Here is a 19,209-nt window from a genome sequence, read left to right as displayed (position 1 = left end):
GTCCTTCTCAGCCGATGAGGAAATATCCCAGTATAGCCGCGCTTAGGCCTGACGCAGACGCTGCAGCCCCTGCTCCAGCGTCTCGCTCTCGCCGGCGGCCACCAGGCAACAGGCGACCTGCCGCTGGATGGCCTGCGGGATCGCCACCTCGCCCGCCAGACAGCGTTCAGTCCAGCGCGCGGTGGTTTCAGCGTCTTTCGCCGCCGGCAATGCCGGTGTTTCATCCGGCAAGGTGCGCTCCAGCAGCACCTGCTGTTCGCCGCCGACGATGTGGTGAATTTGCGGGCAGCGCAGCGGGTTGGCGTAGGCCTCGCCTTCCGTGCCGTGCATCAGCAACCCGCGGGCGCCGATCTGGCGGAAAAACGACGCCACCCGGCCAACATACTCCGGATGTGAGACGCTGGCGAGGCGCAACGCATCCTGTTCGCCAAACGGCGTCGCCAGCTTGGCCAGCGTATGGGCGCTGTTGCGCACCCCCATGCGCCAACGCAATCCGAGCTGCCGCGCCAACGGCGCCGACAGCGTGGAAACCGGCATGAATACCGCCTCGCCGTTATCGAGACGCCGCTGGGCGTGAGCGGCCTGTTCCGACCACGGCAGCCCCAGAGCGCGGAAAATCTCGGCGCTGGTCACGCGGGTGCTGTCGTCCAGGACGCCGTGCACCACCACCGGCAGGCCCACTTTCGCCAGCAGCAGCGCCAGCAGCGGCGTCAGGTTGGCCTGCTTGCGCGCGCCGTTGTAGCTCGGCAGCACTACCGGCAGAGGGCGCCCTTGCGGCGCCTGCAGCGACAATACCTGCTGCTGCATCGCCTGGTAGAACCCCAGCATCTCCTCTTCGGCTTCGCCCTTGATGCGCAGCGCGATCAGAATGCCGCCCAGCTCCAGCTCGGGGACCTCTCCAGCCAGCATCGCCTGATACAGCTCAAAGGCGGTCTGCCGATCCAGATCGCGCGCATGATTTTTGCCGCGGCCTATTTCTTTGATAATTTTGGTGTAATCCATCCGAAGGTTCCCTCAGCTCACTCTTCGGTTAGCATACCCTATCCGCGCCGCCGCTCAACCTCCTCAGCCAGCCGCCGCTGCGCGTCATCGCCCTCGCGCAGCCCGGCGATCACCCCGCCGGCATCGTCGGCGCTGCGGTTTTGGCTCATCTTCCATTTGCCTTCGCGCCGGGTGACGGCGATCTCGATACCGACGATGCCTTTAAGCTGCGCGGCGATGTAGTTGGCCGGCGCATCATCGAGCCGCCAGGGCGCCGGGCGGCGCCCTTCCTGCTGCGCGGTCAGATCGATCAGTTGGCGGCGCAGCCAGGCCGGATCGTCCATCACCGTCGGTACGCCATACAGCTGCACCATGCTGTAATTCCAGGTCGGCACCACCTTGCCGGTCTGGCGCTTGCTCGGGTACCAGCCGGGCGACACATAACCTTCCACGCCCTGAAAAATTACCAGGCATTCCGCCGCGTGCCGCAACCGCCGCCAGTGCGCGTTGGCGCGCGACAGGTGCGCCCGCAGCCGCAGCTGCCCCTGCTCGACATCAGCCACAAACGGCAGCGGGTCGGCCGTCAATCCGTGCTCGCCGTGGCTGACCAACAGCCCCAGCGGGTGGGCGCGGATCAACGCCAGTTGGGCATCCAGATCGTCTTCGCGAAATGCGGCGGGTTGAAACATCAGTGCGGCTCCTTATCGCTCTCTCATGATGACAACAGTAAAGCACCCGCCGGCGGCCTACTTAAGATTCGCTTTCTGGCTATTTCGAGTGATCCGCTTTAACAACAGCAGGGCCACGCCCATCGCCAACAGATTAAATACCATGGCGCCGGCAAAGGCTTGGGCATAGCGCTCCGCCGCGCCGCCGCTCGCCAACAGAGGCACAAAACCGACGCCGCTGACCACGATGCCCAACGCGCCTCCCACCTGCTGCACGGTGGCGACCAGACCCGCCGCCATCCCCGCCTGCCGCTCCTGCGCCAAACCCAGCACCAGATTCAGCAGCGGCGTCATGCTCAGCGCCTGACCGAACCCCAGCACCACCAACCCCGGCAGCAACCGCAGCGGATGCGCCAGCGCCTCACCCCACAGCGCCTGCGCCATCAATAGCGCCAACCCGGCGGCGTAAATCGCCACGCCCACGCTCAGCACGCCGTTGCCCCACCGCTGCGCCAGCCGGGGCGCCAGCATCGACGCCAACATAAAGGCCGCGCTGGCCGGGGCGAACAGGCTGCCCGCCTGAAAAGGCGTCAGCCCCGCCCCCGCCTGCAGCAGCAGCGCGAAACACAAGAAAAACGAGGAAGCGGTGGCATAAATCGCCAGCACCACCGCCATACCCGGCGCGAAACCCGCCTGGCGGAACAGCGCCGGATCGAGCACCGCATCGTCACCGCGCTGCGCCAGACGCCGCTCCCAACGCAGGAAGCCCCACAGCGTCAGCATCGCCAACGCCAACATCGGCGCTATCCACCACGGCCAGCCGCGCGCCGGTCCCTCCAGCAGCGGCAGTAGCAACAGCGACAGGCCGGTCGCCGCCAGCCACAGGCCAACGCCGTCCAGCCGCTGCGCCTGCGCCACCCGCGATTCGGGAATGCACCGCACCGCCCACAGCGCCAGTGCGCCGATCGGCAAATTGATCAAAAAGATCATGCGCCAGCCGCTGCCGAACAGGTTGGCCTCGATGATAAATCCGCCGAGGATCTGGCCGAAGATCGCCGCCAATCCCAGCGTCATGCCCAGCCAGGCGAAAGCGCGCCGCCGCTGTTGCGGCGCGTACAGCACCCGCATCAAGGCGTAAATTTGCGGGAACAACAGCGCCGCCGTCGCCCCCTGCAGAATACGCGCGGCGATCAACAGGCTGAGCGATCCCGCCAACCCGCACAGCAGAGAACTCAGCGTGAATCCCAGCATGCCGAGGCTGAACAAGCGCCGACGCCCGAAGCGATCGCCCAGACGCCCACCGGCGATCAACAGCACCCCAAACGCCAGCTCGTAACCGGCGACGATCAAACCGACCCCGGCGAAATCGGCGGCGAACTGCCGCTGGATCACCGGCGCCGCCACGTTGACCACGAACAGATCGAACACCGTGACGAAACCGCCCAACAGCAGCACCGGCAGGCCGGGCAGCCCTCGCCGCTCACCAGATAATGAATGTTCCATACCACCTCCAGAGATTATGATGGCCGCAGTATGGAACAGGGTTTAAACTGTTACTATATAGCCATTTATACTATTACTAACAGCAACAGGACGGCCGACATGCCCCCACGCACCCTCGAACGCACCCGCCACGAACTGGGGGATTTTCTGCGGCAAAAGCGAGAACAGCTGTCGCCAGAGGCGGTCGGCTTGCCGAGCGGCAGCCGCCGCCGCACGCCGGGATTGCGGCGCGAGGAGGTGGCGGCGCTGGCCGGCGTCGGCCTCACCTGGTACACCTGGCTGGAGCAAGGCAGGGAAATCAATGCGTCGGTGACGTTTTTGGAAAATCTGGCGCGGGTGCTGCAGCTCGACGCCGCCGGCCGCTACCACCTGTTCTTATTGGCGCATCAGCGCCCGCCGGTGCCGGTTGGGCATCAGTGGTGCCAGGTTTCGCCGTTGGTGCGGCGTCTGCTGGACGATTTGGCGCTGCGGCCGGCCTACGTCATGAACCTGAGTTGGGACATCATCGCCTGGAATCCGGCGGCACAGCGGCTGTTCGCCATCGGCGATCGCCCGGCGCAAGAGCGCAACATGTTGTGGATGCTGTTTGCCGATCCGCAGCTCAATGAGCGCCTGCTGGAGTGGCAGGCGCAGGCGCCGCAAATCCTGGCCAGCTTCCGCCGCGACTACGCCCGCGCGCCGGAGGATGAGGTAATGCGCCAACGGGTGCAGGCGCTGGAGCGGGTGTCGCCGCCGTTCCGCCGGCTCTGGCGGCAGCATGACATTCACGGACGCTGTCAGGGGCGGCGCAGCTTCGTCGTCCCGGAGATCGGCCCGGTCACCTTTGACCATGCCTCTTTCATCGTCGACGAAGAGAACCATCTGCGGCTGGTGATGTACAGCGCGCTGCCGGACGAACCGGCCAGCGCGGCGTTTGAAGCGCTGCTGCGCGAGGATTAACGACGGCTGTCGAAAATGAGTTTGCAGGCCAGCCCGGCGAACACGCCGCTCAGCAGGTAGTTCGGCCAGCGGGCGCTGAAGCGGCGACTGGCGAAACGGCTTTTCATGCCGCTGACCGCCAGGATCACCCCGCCGTTAATCAGCAAGCCGACCAGATTCAGCACCGTCGCCAGCGCCAGCATCTGCACCACCACCGAGCCGGCGCGCGGATCGATAAACTGCGGGAACAGCGCCAACACGAACAGCGCCATCTTCGGGTTGAGGATGTTGGTCAGCAGCCCCTGTCGGAAAATGCGCGCCGTCGGCACCGCCTGCAACCCGGCGGAAGCCTGCAGACTGCTGCCGGATCGCAGCGTTTTCCAGGCCAGATAAAGCAGATAAGCCGCGCCCAACATTCTCACCGCGTCGTAAGCCAGCGGCACCGCGACGAACAGTTGCGACAACCCCAGCGCCGCCGCCAGCGCGTGGCAGTAAGTGCCGAGTTGAATGCCCGCCAGCGAAGCGAAACCGGCCCGCCGCCCCTGGCTGACGCTGCGCGAAGCGATCAGCAGCATATCCGGGCCGGGGGTCAGCGCCAGCGCCACGCAGGCACCGGAAAACAACAACAGCGTTGCAGCATCAATCATGAATCACCTGATAAGAAGACGGACGGGGATGGAGCATCCATCATAGCGACGCCGACGTGGCTTGTCAGCGCCGCTCACATCAGATCACCCACAAATCGAGATACTCGTTGACCGGCATCTGCGCCAGCCGCTGCCGGTCCAGCGACACCTCAAGAATGCGCTGCTGCTGCAGGGCCGGGAACTGGCGCGCCAGGTTGGTTTTGAACTTCTCGATCAGCAGCGGGATGCCCTCTTCGCGCCGCCGCGCATGGCCGATGGGGTACTCCACGGCCACCTCATCCAGACGGCTGCCGTCGGCGAACTCCACCGTCAGCGCATTGGCTATCGAGCGTTTTTCCGGATCGTGATAATCGCGCGTGAAGGCGGGATCTTCATGGCAATGTATCTTGCTACGCAATGCGTCGATGCGCGGATCTTCGGCCACCCGGTCTTCGTAATCCGCCGCCGTCAGCCGGCCGAACAGCAGCGGGATCGCCACCATATACTGAATGCAGTGATCGCGATCCGCCGGATTATCCAGCGGCCCCTGCTTGTCGATAATGCGCAGGCAGGCCTCGTGGGTGCGGATGCTCACTGCGGCGATGTCGGCGGCGGTTTTGCCGGCGGCCTGCATCTGGCGGTGCAGCGTCATGGCCGCCTCCACGGCGGTCTGGGCATGGAACTCCGCCGGGAACGAAATTTTAAACAGCACGTTCTCCATCACATACGCGCCGTACGGCCGCTGGAAGCGGAAAGGTTTGCCGTTGAACGAGACGTCGTAGAATCCCCAGGTCGGCGCCGTGAGCGCCGAGGGATAGCCCATCTCACCGGTGGCGGCCATCAGCGCCAGCCGCACCGCGCGGGCGGTCGCATCCCCCGCCGCCCAGGATTTGCGGGTGCCGGCGTTCGGCGCGTGGCGGTAGGTGCGCAGCGACTGCCCGTCCACCCACGCCAGCGACACCGCGTTCAGGATCGCCTCGCGGCTCAGGCCGAGCAGCTGCGCCACCACCGCGGTGGACGCCACCTTCACCAGCAGCACGTGATCCAACCCTACCCGGTTAAAGGCGTTTTCCAGCGCCAGGCAGCCTTGGATCTCATGCGCCTTGATCATGGCGATCAGCACCTGCCGCATGGTCAGTGGCGCTTTGCCCGCCGCCACCGCCTGGCGCGAGAGCCAGTCGGCCACCGCCAGGATCCCGCCCAGGTTGTCCGACGGGTGGCCCCACTCCGCCGCCAGCCAGGTGTCGTTGAAGTCGAGCCAGCGGATCATGGCGCCGATATTGAACGCCGCCTGCACCGGATCCAGCTGGAAACGGGTGCCGGGCACCCGGCTGCCGTTCAGCACCTCGGCACCCGGCACCACCGGGCCCATCAGTTTCTTGCAGGCGGGGTAGCTCAGCGCCTCCAGCCCGCAGCCGAGGGTATCGAGCAGGCAATAATGGGCGGTGCGGTACGCCGCCGGGGTATCGACGGCCTCTTTCATTACATAATCGACGATATCGACCATTTCGCGATCGAACGGCGGACGGCCGGTGTTGGCAGACTCAAGCATCATGATTCCCAAAGGCTCCAGAGTGAAAACGACACGATAACGATCGGCGCTCAGCGCTGATCCAGCGGCACGAACGCCCGCGCTTCCGGCCCGGTATAGTTGGCGGACGGGCGAATGATTTTGTTGTCCTGCCGTTGCTCGATGATGTGCGCCGACCAGCCGCTGACGCGCGCCATGACGAACAGCGGCGTGAACATTTCGGTGGGCACCCCCAGCTGGTGGTAAGACACCGCCGAGAACCAGTCGAGGTTGGGGAACATGTTTTTGGTGTCGCGCATCACGCTTTCCAACCGGTCGGCGATGTCATACAGCTTCATCGCGCCCGCGTCCTGCGACAGGCGTAGCGCGATCTCTTTGATCACCTGATGGCGCGGATCGGAGACGGTGTACACCGGGTGCCCGAAGCCGATCACCACCTCTTTGTTATCGATGCGGCGGCGAATGTCGGCTTCCGCTTCGTCCGGCGTTTCATAGCGTTGCTGGATCTCCAGCGATACCTCGTTGGCGCCGCCGTGCTTCGGCCCGCGCAGCGCGCCAATGGCGCCGACGATCGCCGAATAGACATCGGATCCGGTGCCGGCGATCACCCGGCCGGCGAAGGTCGAGGCGTTGAACTCATGCTCGGCGTACAGGATCAATGACGCGTGCATCGCCTGCTCCCAGCTGGCGGAAGGCGCCTCGCCGTGCAGCAGGTGCAGAAAGTGGCCGCCGATGGAATCGTCGTCGGTCTCCGGCTGAATGCGCTCGCCGTTGTGGCTGTAGTGATACCAGTAGAGCAGCATCGATCCCAACGACGCCAGCAGGCGGTCGGCGATGTCGCGCGCGCCGGCCGCGCCGTGCTGCTCTTTTTCCGGCAGCGTGCAGCCGAGGGCCGAAACGCCGGTGCGCATCACGTCCATCGGGTGAGATGCCGCCGGCAGCGCCTCCAGCACCGTGCGCACGCTGGCGGGCAGGCCGCGCAGCGCCTTGAGCCGCTGCTTGTAGGCATGTAGTTCGTCGCGGTTGGGCAACTTGCCGTGGATCAGCAGATGGGCGACTTCTTCAAACTCGCAGTGGCGCGCGAGGTCGAGAATGTCGTAACCGCGGTAGTGCAGATCGTTGCCGCTGCGCCCTACGGAACACAGCGCGGTATTCCCGGCGGGCACGCCGGATAACGCCACGGATTTTTTCGGCTTAACGCCAGTCGGGCTTTGCGGGGGGATCGCTTGGCTCATACTGTCCTCATTTGGCTTCTGCGTGAATGGCGCTTATTCGTCGCGTTGGCGAGCGAACAGAGCGTCGAGTTTCTCTTCGAACAAATAGTAGTTGATGCTTTCATACAGCTCGTTGCGGGTCTGCATGGTGTCGATGACGTTTTTCTGCGTGCCCTCTTCGCGCAGGGCGCGGTACACCCGCTCCGCCGCCCGATTCATCGCCCGGAAGGCCGACAGCGGATACAGCGCCATATCCACCCGGGCGCTGCGCAGCTCCTCGGTAGTGAACAGCGGCGTCGCGCCGAATTCGGTGATGTTGGCGAGGATCGGCACCTGCGTCGCTTCGGCGAAGCGGCGGTACATGCCCAGCTCGGTGATCGCTTCCGGGAACAGCATGTCGGCCCCGGCCGCCACGTAAGCCTGAGCGCGCTCGATGGCCGCCTCCAGCCCCTCCACCGCCAGCGCATCGGTGCGCGCCATGATCACGAAGTCCGGATCGCTGCGCGCATCTACCGCCGCCTTGATGCGATCCACCATCTCTTCGGTGGAGACGATGGCCTTATTGGGCCGATGGCCGCAGCGCTTGGCGCCGACTTGATCTTCGATATGCAGCGCCGCCGCCCCGGCCTTGCTCACCGAGCGCACCGTGCGGGCGACGTTGAACGCCGATGCGCCGAAACCGCTGTCGACATCCACCAGCAGCGGCAGCGGGCAGACATCGGTGATGCGGCGAATATCGGTCAACACATCGTCCAGCGTCGAAATACCCAGGTCCGGCAGCCCCAGCGAACCGGCCGCCACGCCGCCGCCGGAAAGATAGATGGCCTGGAACCCCGCCCGCTGGGCCAGCAGGGCATGGTTGGCGTTGATCGCGCCGGCGATTTGCAGGGGTTTTTCTTTACTCAGGGCCTGACGAAAGGCGAGCCCGGGTGAGCGCAGCGTCATGACGTTCTCTCCGATTAGCTAGATGGAACAGACAGAGCAAGAGGCGGGCCAGGTTGCACTTTGGCGAGGAAAAAATTAAAAGCGATAAAAATAAGTGAGTTATAAAATTCGCATCGCCATTGGGCAGACCAAGCGATAAAAAACGTTTCAGTTAACGTTTCAATCTCGGTTTCAGTCGGCATATTTGAAACATGACTGAAACAAGGCTACACCTAATGCAGCCACTTTCATTCGGTAACCCACCATGAGCGATCACATCACGCCGCCCCGCACGCCGGACAAACCGGTGATCTGGACCGTCTCCATCACCCGCCTGTTCGATCTGTTCCGGGATATCAGCCTCGAGTTCGACCACCTGGCGACCATCACCCCGATCCGTCTCGGCTTCGAGGAGGCGGTGCAGCATATCCGCTCTCGCCTGGCTAGCGAGCCTTGCGACGCCATCATCGCCGCCGGCTCCAACGGCGCCTACCTGAAAAGCCGCCTGTCGGTGCCGGTCATTTTGGTCAAGCCTGGCGGCTTCGACCTGCTGCAGGCGCTGAGCAAGGCGCGCAGAACCGCCGATCGGATCGGTGTCATCACCTATAAAACGCCCCTGCCCGCGCTGATGGAGTTCCAGCAAACCTTCGATCTGCCGCTGGAGCAGCGCAGTTACGTCACCGAAGAGGACGCGCGCGGCCAGATCGCCGAGCTGAAAGCCGCCGGTATTCAGGCCGTGGTCGGCGCCGGCCTCATCAGCGATCTGGCGGAAGAAGCCGGGCTCACCGCCATTTTTCTCTATTCCGCCGCCACCCTGCGCGCCGCCTTCAGCGATGCGCTGGACGTGACGCGCCTGATGCTGGGCGGCGCCAAACGCGGCGGCGACTACGCCGCGCGCGATACCCTGCAGCCGCGCTATGGGCTGGGCGATTTGCAGGGCAATTCCCCGCAGATGGAACAGACCCGGCGCACCATCATGCTGTACGCCCGCTCGCCGGCGGCGGTGTTGATCGAAGGCGAAACCGGCACCGGCAAAGAGCTGGCGGCGCAGGCGATCCACCGCGAATACTTTTCCCGGCGCGGCGCGCCGTCCAGGGGCGCGACACCGCCGTTCGTCGCCATCAACTGCGGCGCCATCGCCGAATCGCTGCTGGAGGCGGAGCTGTTCGGCTATGAAGAAGGCGCCTTCACCGGTTCACGGCGCGGCGGCCGACGCGGGCTGCTGGAAACCGCCAACGGCGGCACCCTGTTTCTGGATGAGATCGGCGAAATGCCGCTGCACCTGCAAACCCGGCTGCTGCGGGCGCTGGAAGAAAAAACCATCACCCGGGTCGGTGGGCAACAGCCGGTAAAGGTCGACTTTCGCGTCATCAGCGCCACCCACACCCGCCTGGAGCAGGCGATTCAACAGGGCGATTTTCGCGCCGATCTGTTTTACCGCCTGAGCGCCCTGCGGCTGCAACTGCCGCCACTGCGGGCGCGCGGCGACGATATCGCAATGCTGGCGGAACACTTTCTGAAACAGTCGCTGGCGGCGCTCGACGTGCCGCTGACGGAGCCGCTGCGCGCCACCCTGGCCGGGTGTTACGCCGCGCTGGGTCATTACGCCTGGCCCGGCAACCTGCGCGAGCTGCGCAACATGATGGAGCGGGTGGCGCTGATGCTGAGCACCGGCGTCGCACCGAGCGGCGAGACCCTGCAGTGGCTGCTGCCGGAGCTGGCGGCGGTCTCGCCGCCCGAGACGCAGGCGGCGCCCGTCTCCGCCCGCGAAGCCCTGGCGCGGTGTGGAGGCGACCACGCCGCCGCCGCCCGGTTGCTCGGGATCAGCCGCACCACTTTATGGCGTCGGCTGAAAAAACCGAACTGAGCATCAGCCGGCGCGCCGGCCGTCCGAGGCCGGCAGCAGTCGCGCTCGCCGCTCGCCCAACAGGTTCATGCCCGCCGCCGCCAGCAGGATGATCGCCGTCCCCAGCAGTTGCCATGCCGACAGCCGGTGGCCAAACGCCAGGCGATCCACCAGCATGGCGGCGATCGGGTAGATGAACGACAGCGAGCCGATCAGGTGGGTCGGCAGCTTCTGCAACGCGCCGTACATCAGCACGTACATCAGGCCGGTATGCAACACGCCGAGCGTCGCCAGCATCCCCCACTGGCCAACGCTGGCCGACGCATGAAAATCCACCAGCGGCAGCAGCATCACCGCCCCCACCGTTACCTGGATCAGCGCAATAAGATGGGGCGGCGTGCCCTTCAGCCGCTTGGCCGCCAGCGCCATCAGGGCGTAGAAAAACGCCGCGCCGAGCGCCAGCGCGATGCCCGCCAGATAATGGCTCTGCTCCCCCGCCTGCCGCGGCTGAGCCAGCACCACCAGCATCATGCCGCCGAACGCCAGCCCCAACCACAGCAACTTGCGGGCGGTCAGCCGTTCCCCCAGAAACAGCGCCCCCAGCCCCACCAGCATAAACGGCTGGGTGTTGTACACCGCGGTGGCGATGGAGATAGAGGCATAGGAATAGGCGGCGAACAGCAGCAGCCAGTTGATCACCAGCGCGACGCCGCCGGCGATCGCCAGCAGCAGCGTGGCGCGCGTCAGCGCATCGCGGCGCAGCTGGCCCAGCGCGCCGCACACTGCCAGCAGCACCAGCGCCCCCACCGCGCAGCGCCAAAACACCACGTTGATAACCGGCTGGCCGGACATCAGCACAAACCAGCCGATGGAGCCGGAAATCAGCATCGCCGCCGCCATCTCCAGCGAGCCGCGTTTTATCTCTGCATTCATTCTGCGTTCCTCAAAGCTTGCCCAGAGACATAGCTTGCGGCTTCGCAGGGCGGCTTTCCATAGCATAAAAAAGGCAGATGTGCTTAACTGCCTTTTTCTCGCAGCTACAATCAAGGAAACACCTAACGGAGGCGTTATGGATGATATCGATCGCCAAATCCTGACCATTCTGGCGGAAGATGCGCGCGCATCGTTGAAGACGCTGAGCGCGCAGGTGGGCCTGTCGTCGCCGAGCACGTCGGAAAGATTGCGGCGGCTGGAGGAAAGCGGCGTGATCCAGGGCTATACCCTGAACGTCAATCTGCAGGCGGTGGGTTACGCCTTTCAGTCGCTGGTGCGCATCAAGCCGCTGCCGGGCATGCTGAAGAAGGTCGAACAGCTGATTCAGGCGATCCCGGAAGTGGTCGAATGCGATAAGGTGACCGGCGAAGACTGCTTTATCGTGCGGCTGGTGGCGCACTCGATGGAACAGCTCGACCACACCCTCGATCGGCTGGCCGAGCATGCGCAGAGCAACACCTCGATCGTGAAAACCACGCCGGTCAAGCGCCGCCTGCCGCCGCTGCTCTGATCAACGCCGCCGTTTGCGGGCGAACGGGTTGCCGCGCTTCTTCTCTTTTTTAGCCGCGTCGGCGGCGGATTTCAGCGCCGCCAGATGCGCCTTGTCGGCCTCCGGCACCGCGCGCTGCTCAATCGGGAACACCGGCAACGACGCCAACAGCCGCGAACCGTAATTTTTGGTCAGCAACCGGCGATCGTAGATCACGATCTCGCCGTAACATTGGTTGCTGCGGATCAGGCGGCCGACCTGCTGGATCAGGTTGAACGAGGCGCTCGGCAGGCTCTGCACTTCGAACGGATAACGCTTCAGCGATTTCAGCCACTCGCCTTCGGTGATGATCACCGGGCTGTCGATCGGCGGGAACGCGATTTTGTGAATATGCACCTGGGTCAGCAGTTCGCCTTTCAGATCCAGCCCTTCGGCGAACGATTGCAGCCCCACCAGCACGCTGGCGACGCCCTTCTCCACCCGCTTGCGGTGCTCTTCCACCAGCCGGTAGCGCGGCTGGTCGCCCTGCACCAGCAGCATCAGCCGCAGATCGGTCACGTAGCTGAGGAAAGTCTGCATCGCCCGGTGGCTGCTGAACAGGATCAGCATGCCTTTGTGCTTGCCGCTCGCCTGCTCGGCGCGGAAAAACCGCGCCATTTCCTCAAGGTGCTCCGCCTCATTGGCGAGCGCCGGTTCGTAGCGCATCTGCGGAATGACAATCTTGCCCTGTTCGACATGATTGAACGGCGATGAGAGCGTTTCGAAGCGATCGCCGGCCTTCTCGCTCAACCCGCTCATCTCTTGCAAACGCGCGAAGCTGTTCAGTGAACGCAGCGTGGCCGAGGTGACCACCACGTGCGGCACCTTGCGCCACAGCAGCTTTTCCAGCTGATCGCTGACGCGAATGCCGACGCAGTGCAAATACAGATGGGTGACGTTATCGCGCAGTTCGCGCGTGACCCATTTGGAGATCGGCGCGTTGGACGACTTGTCGAGCGCCGCCAGCCGCCACAGCTTGCTCATCGCCTCCAGATAGCCCAGCGTGCGGCTCATCTGAATGATCGAGCGGTGCAGACGCATGATGTCGTGCTTGCCGGTCTGTTCGGTAAGATCGTTAAGCACGAACTCCGCCAGCCCGCGCAGCGCATCGGTCAGTTTGAACAGCCGCGCGCAGCTCTCCACCATCTCCGCGGGCAGCTCGCCCATTTCAAAACGGTGCTCGGCCGCCACGCTGTCGCCGGGCAGATAGGCGCTGACCTGATGCTCGAAGATCTGCACCAGCTCGCGCAGCTCCTCGCAATGGTTTTTCAGCCGTTCGCTGTTGGCCAGCCCCGGCGGATTCTTCGGCCGGTACTGCGTCATGCACTGTTCGACCTGGCGCACGATCATGTCCAACTGCAGGTTGGTCGACAGCGCGGTGATTTCCCCGTCGATCTCCAGCGCGTCGCGCGCCACCTCCGGCAAATGGTGGCCTTCGTCCAGCACCAGCAGCAGCTCTTTCGGGTTCGGCAGCACCGATTCCGTCTCCAGCGCCGCCATCACCAGCGCGTGGTTGGCCACCACCACGTCGGCGCTCTCGATCTCTTTGCGGGCGATATAGAACGGGCATTCGCGAATGTAGTGACAGTTGCGCCCCAGGCAGTTGGCCTTGTCGGTGCTCAGCTTGGCCCACAGCGGATCGTCGATGCTCTGCTGATAGTGATCGCGCAGCCCGTCCCACTCAAAGCGGGCCAGCGCCTTGGTCAGCTTCTGACACAGCGCCTGCTCTTCACCGCTGGACGGCGCCAGCTCGTCGTCGAGAAACAGCGTCAGATCGCCCTGTTGGCTAACGTCGGTGCTCATCGCCGCCAGATTGCGCGGGCAGACGTAACGCCCGCGGCCAAAGGCGCCGGTAAATTTCAGATCGGGGATAATCTTCTTCAGCAGCGGCAAATCTTTGCTGTAGATCTGGTCCTGCAGCGCCACGTTGGCGGTGCTCACCACCAGCGGCTTGCTCTCCGCCCGCCCGACGGCGATGCCCGGGATCAGGTAAGACAGCGTTTTGCCGACGCCGGTCGGCGCCTCGATCGCCAGATGGCGCGGGTAGTCGCCGGCCAGCGTCTTCGCCACTTCGGCGATCATCTGGCGCTGGGGCGCGCGGGAAATAAAATCCGGTATTTGCTGCTGCAGGGCTTTGTACCACTGGCCAATCTGATCTTTAACTGCGGAGGAGAGCGCCATTCAACTCTTATCTAAACGAAATGATGGCGCTATTGTCCCACAGACCGCCGGCGACGTCAGCCCGAGTTACGCCTGCGGATCGATCATTGAGGCGCGCCCGCCGCCGAACGACCACTCGTCCAACTGGGTGGTGGCGATCACCACCATCACATCCTCGGGGTTCAGCCGCAGCTTTTCCGCCAGCAGCGCCGCCAGCCGTCGGTAGAAACGCCGCTTGGTGTCGCTGTCGCGCGGCCGCCCGGCGGTGATGTAAAACAGCACGAAATCCGCGCTGCGCGGCCCGCCGAGATAGTCGCGATCGTAGATAAGCTCGCCGGGGCGGTATTGATCGATCGCCTGAAACCTGTCCGTCGGCGGCACCTCGAAGGCCTCCACCAGCGCCTGATGCAGGCTGTCGGACAAGGTTTGCAGGTAGTCGGCGGATTTGCCCTGGTGCAGGGCGATGCGGCTAAACGGCATGGGGCGCCTCCGGTTCCAGCTCGCGCAAGCGCGCCACGGCCGACGCCGCCGCGGGCCAGCCGGCGTAAAACGCCAGGTGGGTGATGAGCTCCGCCAATTGCGGGCGATCGACGCCGTTGCGCTGCGCCAGCTGCAGATGAAACGGCAGTTGCTCCAGGCGGTTGAGCGCCACCAGCGCGGCGACGGTGATCAAGCTGCGCTCGCGCGGGCTCAGCTCTGGCCGCTGCCAGACATCGTCAAACAAGACGCTGTCGCTGAGCTGCGCCAGCTTGGGGGCGATATCGCCGAACGCCTGTTGTCCGGCCCGGGATTCTGATTGCATCACACTCTCCTGTCAGTTGCGGATAGCCTTACGCTACCCGCCAGCGAGGCGAGTGAAAATCGGGATTTTCGGCAGTCTCGGTTCAGAAAAACGGGAGGGTTCCCCGCCGACGGCGGGGAGATATTACGATTCCAGCGGCGCAACGCCGTCGAAATGGGCGCTCAGCAGCGCATTCAGCTCCGGCCGCTGCTCCACCCGTTCGGCGATGGCGTAAAGCCGCGGGCAGTGTTGCCGGAACCACGCGCGCCCCGGCCGCCAGTTGCACATCACCGCCACGTACAGATCCAGCGCGCTGAAGCTCTTGCCGAGAAACCACGGTCCGGCGGCGCCGGCGGCGGCGTTCAACTGCCGCAATAAACGCTCGCGATAGCTCATCACTGCGTTTTTCAGCTGTTCCGCCCCTTCCGTTTTCGGCTGCCAGCGCTGCGGATGATCGGCATAGGTGAAAGTGGGATAAATCTCCGCGTTGATGAACAACAGCCAGCGCAAAAAGCGCGGCAACAGCGGCGAGCCGCCGGGCGGCGCCAATTCGGCATGCGGTGCGCGATCGTGCAGCAGCAGGATAATCGCCGCGCTCTCCGTCATCACTTCGTCATCAGGCAGCACCAGAGTGGGGACCTGACCGAGCGGGTTCAACGCCAACAGGCGATCCCGCTCCGGGCCCTCCTGGGTGTAATCCACTTCCTCGTAGCCCCAGGGGAACGCGGTCAGCACCAACGCGGCGGCCACGATGGTCGAGCCACACCCCTGCGTACCGAACAATGTATAAGTATCGTGCATGATTCCTCCGGAAACCGATCAGGCTATCGGTAACTGTAGACCAGCCGCCGACCGTCGGTTGCAGAAAAAATTCACCCTTTGCGCGACTTTTTTAATCGTTCGACATGAAAATGAATTTTTTGTCATAAATAGATCACATTACTACGGTAAAAATTCTCCGCCGCCAACAACCGGACGGCACAGTAAAGCAGCAATGCAACTGATGATAGCGTCTTTTAATCGAATAAAGCAGGGTAACCCATGAAACGTAATCTTCTGGCCGTTATTATTCCGGCACTTTTACTTGCGCAAGCGGCACAGGCAGCAGAAATCTACAATAAAGACGGCAACAAACTCGATTTTTACGGTCGTGTGAAAGCCCTGCATTATTTCTCCGATGATGCCGGCAACGATGGCGATAAAACCTACGTCCGTATCGGCTTTAAAGGCGCCACCCAGATTAATGACATGCTGACCGGTTACGGCCAGTGGGAATATCAGATCGCCGCTAACCATTCTGAATCCGACGGCACCAAAGACACTAAAACGCGTCTGGGCTTCGCCGGTCTGAAATATAAAGACCTTGGTTCTTTCGACTACGGTCGCAACTACGGCATTATTTACGACGTCGGCGCCTGGACGGATATGCTGCCTGAATTCGGCGACGACGCGTACGTCAAAACCGACAACTTCATGAACGGCCGCACCAACGGCGTCGCCACCTACCGCAATAACAACTTCTTCGGTCTGGTCGACGGCCTGAAATTCGCCGTCCAGTATCAGGGCAAGAACGAAAACGACGGCCGCTCCGCCAGCAAGGCTAACGGCGACGGCTGGGGTCTTTCCTCCAGCTATGAAATCATCGATGGCCTGAGCGTGGGCGCCGCCTATGCCTCTTCCAACCGCACCGCCAGTCAGAAAGCGGGCACCTTCGGTAAAGGCGACAAGGCCGATATCTGGGCCGCCGGTCTGAAGTATGACAACAACGATGTCTACCTGGCCGCGACCTACTCGGAAAGCCGCAACATCGCGCCAATTTCCGGCACCGCCACCATCAATAACCGCTCCACTTCCGTCAGCGGCTTCGCCAATAAAGCCGAAGGCCTGGAACTGGTTGCGCAATATCAGTTCGACTTCGGTCTGCGTCCATCGCTGGGCTACGTTCAGCAGAAGGGCAAAGATATTGAAGGCATCGGCGATGCCGACCTGGTGAAATATATCGACGTCGGCGCGTATTACTATTTCAACAAGAACATGTCGACCTATGTGGATTATAAAATCAACCAGCTAGACAGCAATAATAAGCTGGGTCTGAAAGACGACAACGTGATTGCCGTCGCCCTGACCTACCAGTTCTGATGTGATGAATGAATAACCACCACTGCAAACTTTAGCGTCACTTGATACCCAGAGTTTTATTTCGCCGGGCGGCTGCGTCCGGCTTTTTTGTTTTTATTTTCCCCGCCGGCGAATGCCCCCGCTTGCCTTGCCAAACAAACGGGTCTACATGTATAGCTTTCCCCCGAGCGGAATCAGCCATGCATAACGACGGTCGGTTTAACTATCACAACGCCGTGCGCTACAGCAGCGACGAACTGGCGAACATCCTCAACCACTGTTTTGAAAACTACATCGTGCGTTTCGTCCTCGACGGGCCGACCTTCGCCGCCCGCTTCGGCGCCGAAGATCTCAGCCTGAACGACAGCCTGATCGTCACCCATCGCAATGAACCGGTGGCGGTGGCGCTGATCGCCCGCCGCGGCCGGCACAGCCGGATCGCGGCCTTTTCCGTACGCCCCGAGATGCGCGGCCAGGGGCTGGGTAAGGCGCTGATGCAGCGGGTAGTAGCGGATGCCCGTCAGCGCGGCGATCATCGGCTGTCGCTGGAAGTGATCGAAGGCAACGACGCCGCGCTGGCGCTGTACCACCGCGCCGGGCTGCGCATCGTGCGCACCCTGACCGGCCATCAGGCGCCGGCGGCCGTGCCGCCAGGCAAGGCGGTGCTGCAGGCGGTCGATCCGCTGACCGTCAGCCATCGCCTGACGGCGGAAGGCGCCACCGACCTGCCCTGGCTGATCGCCCCCGAGTCGTTGTTCAAACTGCCGGGCACACCGCGAGCCTATACGCTCAATCGTCAGGCCTACGCCGTGGTGATGCCCGGTACCGAGCACTGCTGGCTGCGCCTGATCTACGTGCCGCCGCAGCATCGCGGCCAGGGGCATGCCCGCGCCTTGCTGGCCGCTCTGCAAGCGCAGTTCGCCCCTTTGCCGCTGACCGCCAACGTTTTTGTGCCCGAGGTGGCCGCCCCCTTCTTTACGCATCTTGGCTGGCGGCAGGATCCCCTGCGTCAGTTCGAGATGGATATGCTGCTGGACAGTCCACAATAAAAAAGAGAGATAACAATGGCAGGAAAACAGGTACGCACACTCACCCTCGGCGCGGCGATGGGCGTCGCGCTGCTGGCCTTGACCGGTTGCGCGCAGCCGCCGCACGCCGACGCGCAGGCCCAGCAGCGGTTGGCGGATCAATCGGTGCTGGCGGTCAACTGGTTCCAACAGTCCGGCGAATACCAGGCGCTGGCACATCAGGCGTTCAACAGCGCGCAACGCGCCTTCGATCAGGCCAGGGCCGCGCCAGGCCGTAAAAAGGCGGTGGTGGTCGATCTGGATGAAACCATGCTGGATAACAGCGCCTACTCCGGCTGGCAGGCGCAGCAGGGCCGACCGTACGACGGCGCCACCTGGGCCAAATGGACGCAGGCCGAACAGGCCGCCGCGGTGCCGGGCGCAGTGGCGTTCGCCCGCTATGTTAACGCCCATCAGGGGACCATGTTCTACGTGTCGAACCGTAAACAGAGCGACTACGCCGCCACGGTGGCCAACATGCAGAAGCTCGGTTTCACCGGCATGTCGGAAAAAACCGTGCTGCTCAGCACCGATACCTCCAATAAGCAGGCGCGCTTCGACGCCATCAAACAAGCCGGCTATGACATCGTGGTGTACGCAGGCGACAACCTGAACGACTTCGGCGCCGCGACTTACCACCAGGACAATGCGCAGCGCCGGGCGTTCGTCAGCGAGAATCAGGGCAAGTTCGGCACCGAATTCATCGTGCTGCCCAACCCGCTGTACGGCGACTGGGAAAGCGGCCTGGCTCGCGACTACAACAAGCTGACGCCGCAACAGAAGCTGCAGGTGCGCCAGCAGGCGATCAAAGCCTGGCGCGGGCGCTAACCCTCACAGCAGTTTGTACATATAGCAGGTGGCCTCCAACGCCCCGCCGTCGCTGGCGCGGGCGTATTGCGGGATGTCGCCCGCCGCCTCGAACCCCAATTGACGGTACAGCCCCTGCGCCGCGCTGCCGCTCAGGGTATCCAGCACCAACAGGCTGCGGCGATGACGCGCCGCCAGCGCCTGCACTTCCTGCATCAACAGCCGGGCGACGCCCTGCCGCCGCGCCTGCGGGTGCACCATCAGCTTGACCACTTCCGCCCGGTGGCGGCCGTTGTCCGGCATCGCCAACAGCAGCTGCACGGTGCCGACCGGCCGGCCGTTCGCGAGCGCCACCAGCATCGCACGCTCTCCCCGCGCGATGGCCGGCAGCAACCCCTGCCAAAACGCCTGCGCCTGCGTCAGCGTAAAGGGCATGACAAAACCGATGCTGGCGCCGTGCGCCACGCTGGCGTGCAGCATTTCGGCCAATTCGGCAATGGCGCTTTGCGCCGCGCCGGCGTCCCACTGTTGCAATTCAATCAT

General features: G+C 63.6%; 19 protein-coding genes. 6 read left to right on the top strand and 13 right to left on the bottom strand.

The features are described from left to right. Positions 1-42: 42 nt before the first annotated feature. From ybiB to CPH57_RS03990, 3 genes are read right to left on the bottom strand one after another with little or no spacing between them, the layout of a single operon-like run. Entirely contained in the window at positions 43-1,002 is a 960-nt protein-coding gene (gene ybiB / locus CPH57_RS04000; RefSeq protein ID WP_047572182.1) for a DNA-binding protein YbiB, read from the bottom strand. Between the two features lie 38 nt (positions 1,003-1,040). Continuing rightward, complete coding sequence (locus CPH57_RS03995; RefSeq protein WP_096242066.1) at positions 1,041-1,670, bottom strand: FMN-binding negative transcriptional regulator; 630 nt, start codon at positions 1,668-1,670, stop codon at positions 1,041-1,043. A 57-nt stretch (positions 1,671-1,727) separates the two neighbouring features. Next, positions 1,728-3,152, bottom strand: coding sequence for an MFS transporter (locus CPH57_RS03990; RefSeq protein WP_096242065.1), 1,425 nt, complete (start codon positions 3,150-3,152; stop codon positions 1,728-1,730). A 99-nt stretch (positions 3,153-3,251) separates the two neighbouring features. Between CPH57_RS03990 and CPH57_RS03985 the strand changes: the two genes are divergently transcribed. Continuing rightward, on the top strand, positions 3,252-4,091 hold the full coding sequence (locus tag CPH57_RS03985; protein ID WP_033650544.1) for a helix-turn-helix transcriptional regulator: 840 nt from the start codon (positions 3,252-3,254) through the stop codon (positions 4,089-4,091). Here CPH57_RS03985 and CPH57_RS03980 read toward each other — a convergent pair. The 4 genes from CPH57_RS03980 to prpB all read right to left on the bottom strand — a co-directional run bounded on the left by CPH57_RS03980 (position 4,088) and on the right by prpB (position 8,386). Continuing rightward, the gene (locus tag CPH57_RS03980) at positions 4,088-4,717 is read right to left on the bottom strand and encodes a LysE family translocator (protein ID WP_047572190.1); all 630 of its coding nucleotides are present in this window, start codon (positions 4,715-4,717) and stop codon (positions 4,088-4,090) included. The genes CPH57_RS03985 and CPH57_RS03980 overlap by 4 nt on opposite strands. A 79-nt stretch (positions 4,718-4,796) precedes the next feature. Next, positions 4,797-6,248 carry a bifunctional 2-methylcitrate dehydratase/aconitate hydratase gene (locus CPH57_RS03975; protein WP_096242821.1) on the bottom strand — a complete coding sequence of 484 codons (1,452 nt, stop codon included), beginning with the start codon at positions 6,246-6,248 and terminating at the stop codon, positions 4,797-4,799. A gap of 50 nt (positions 6,249-6,298) precedes the next feature. Continuing rightward, a complete protein-coding gene (gene prpC / locus CPH57_RS03970; protein WP_096242064.1) occupies positions 6,299-7,462 on the bottom strand; it encodes a 2-methylcitrate synthase in 1,164 nt (387 codons plus the stop codon). Positions 7,463-7,495: 33 nt separating this feature from the next. After that, positions 7,496-8,386: a methylisocitrate lyase gene (gene prpB / locus CPH57_RS03965; RefSeq protein WP_043137053.1), complete on the bottom strand. Its 891-nt coding sequence runs from the start codon at positions 8,384-8,386 to the stop codon at positions 7,496-7,498. Positions 8,387-8,630: 244 nt separating this feature from the next. Between prpB and prpR the strand changes: the two genes are divergently transcribed. Continuing rightward, entirely contained in the window at positions 8,631-10,232 is a 1,602-nt protein-coding gene (prpR, locus tag CPH57_RS03960; protein WP_096242063.1) for a propionate catabolism operon regulatory protein PrpR, read from the top strand. Positions 10,233-10,235: 3 nt separating this feature from the next. Here prpR and CPH57_RS03955 read toward each other — a convergent pair whose 3' ends face one another. Next, on the bottom strand, positions 10,236-11,144 hold the full coding sequence (locus CPH57_RS03955) for a DMT family transporter (protein WP_089194443.1): 909 nt from the start codon (positions 11,142-11,144) through the stop codon (positions 10,236-10,238). Between the two features lie 136 nt (positions 11,145-11,280). Between CPH57_RS03955 and CPH57_RS03950 the strand changes: the two genes are divergently transcribed. After that, a complete protein-coding gene (locus CPH57_RS03950) occupies positions 11,281-11,715 on the top strand; it encodes an Lrp/AsnC family transcriptional regulator (protein WP_042783967.1) in 435 nt (144 codons plus the stop codon). On the opposite strand, the gene dinG is transcribed toward CPH57_RS03950, so the two are convergent. The 4 genes from dinG to CPH57_RS03930 form a co-directional block, all read right to left on the bottom strand. After that, positions 11,716-13,914 carry an ATP-dependent DNA helicase DinG gene (gene dinG, locus CPH57_RS03945; RefSeq protein ID WP_033642371.1) on the bottom strand — a complete coding sequence of 733 codons (2,199 nt, stop codon included), beginning with the start codon at positions 13,912-13,914 and terminating at the stop codon, positions 11,716-11,718. Between the two features lie 66 nt (positions 13,915-13,980). After that, positions 13,981-14,373: a tautomerase family protein gene (locus tag CPH57_RS03940; protein WP_096242062.1), complete on the bottom strand. Its 393-nt coding sequence runs from the start codon at positions 14,371-14,373 to the stop codon at positions 13,981-13,983. Beyond that, positions 14,363-14,695, bottom strand: a complete 333-nt coding sequence (locus CPH57_RS03935; RefSeq protein ID WP_089194442.1) for a carboxymuconolactone decarboxylase family protein — start codon at positions 14,693-14,695, stop codon at positions 14,363-14,365. The genes CPH57_RS03940 and CPH57_RS03935 overlap by 11 nt, the downstream gene beginning before the upstream one ends. 123 nt (positions 14,696-14,818) lie before the next feature. Next, complete coding sequence (locus tag CPH57_RS03930; protein ID WP_042783963.1) at positions 14,819-15,475, bottom strand: glutathione S-transferase family protein; 657 nt, start codon at positions 15,473-15,475, stop codon at positions 14,819-14,821. A 240-nt stretch (positions 15,476-15,715) separates the two neighbouring features. Here CPH57_RS03930 and ompC point away from each other — a divergent pair, with 240 nt between their 5' ends. The 3 genes from ompC to CPH57_RS03915 all read left to right on the top strand — a co-directional run bounded on the left by ompC (position 15,716) and on the right by CPH57_RS03915 (position 18,687). Beyond that, on the top strand, positions 15,716-16,813 hold the full coding sequence (gene ompC / locus CPH57_RS03925) for a porin OmpC (protein ID WP_033650535.1): 1,098 nt from the start codon (positions 15,716-15,718) through the stop codon (positions 16,811-16,813). Positions 16,814-16,992: 179 nt separating this feature from the next. Further along, entirely contained in the window at positions 16,993-17,841 is an 849-nt protein-coding gene (locus CPH57_RS03920) for a GNAT family N-acetyltransferase (RefSeq protein WP_096242061.1), read from the top strand. 15 nt (positions 17,842-17,856) lie between these two features. Then, positions 17,857-18,687 carry a 5'-nucleotidase, lipoprotein e(P4) family gene (locus CPH57_RS03915; protein WP_096242060.1) on the top strand — a complete coding sequence of 277 codons (831 nt, stop codon included), beginning with the start codon at positions 17,857-17,859 and terminating at the stop codon, positions 18,685-18,687. Positions 18,688-18,690: 3 nt separating this feature from the next. On the opposite strand, the gene CPH57_RS03910 is transcribed toward CPH57_RS03915, so the two are convergent. Then, positions 18,691-19,209, bottom strand: a complete 519-nt coding sequence (locus tag CPH57_RS03910; RefSeq protein ID WP_033642367.1) for a GNAT family N-acetyltransferase — start codon at positions 19,207-19,209, stop codon at positions 18,691-18,693.

The organism is Serratia sp. JKS000199 (genome assembly GCF_900215455.1).
GTDB lineage: Bacteria > Pseudomonadota > Gammaproteobacteria > Enterobacterales > Enterobacteriaceae > Serratia > Serratia ureilytica.
Note: the sequence above shows the minus strand (reverse complement) of the source record. Positions and strands in the feature narration are given on the sequence as shown.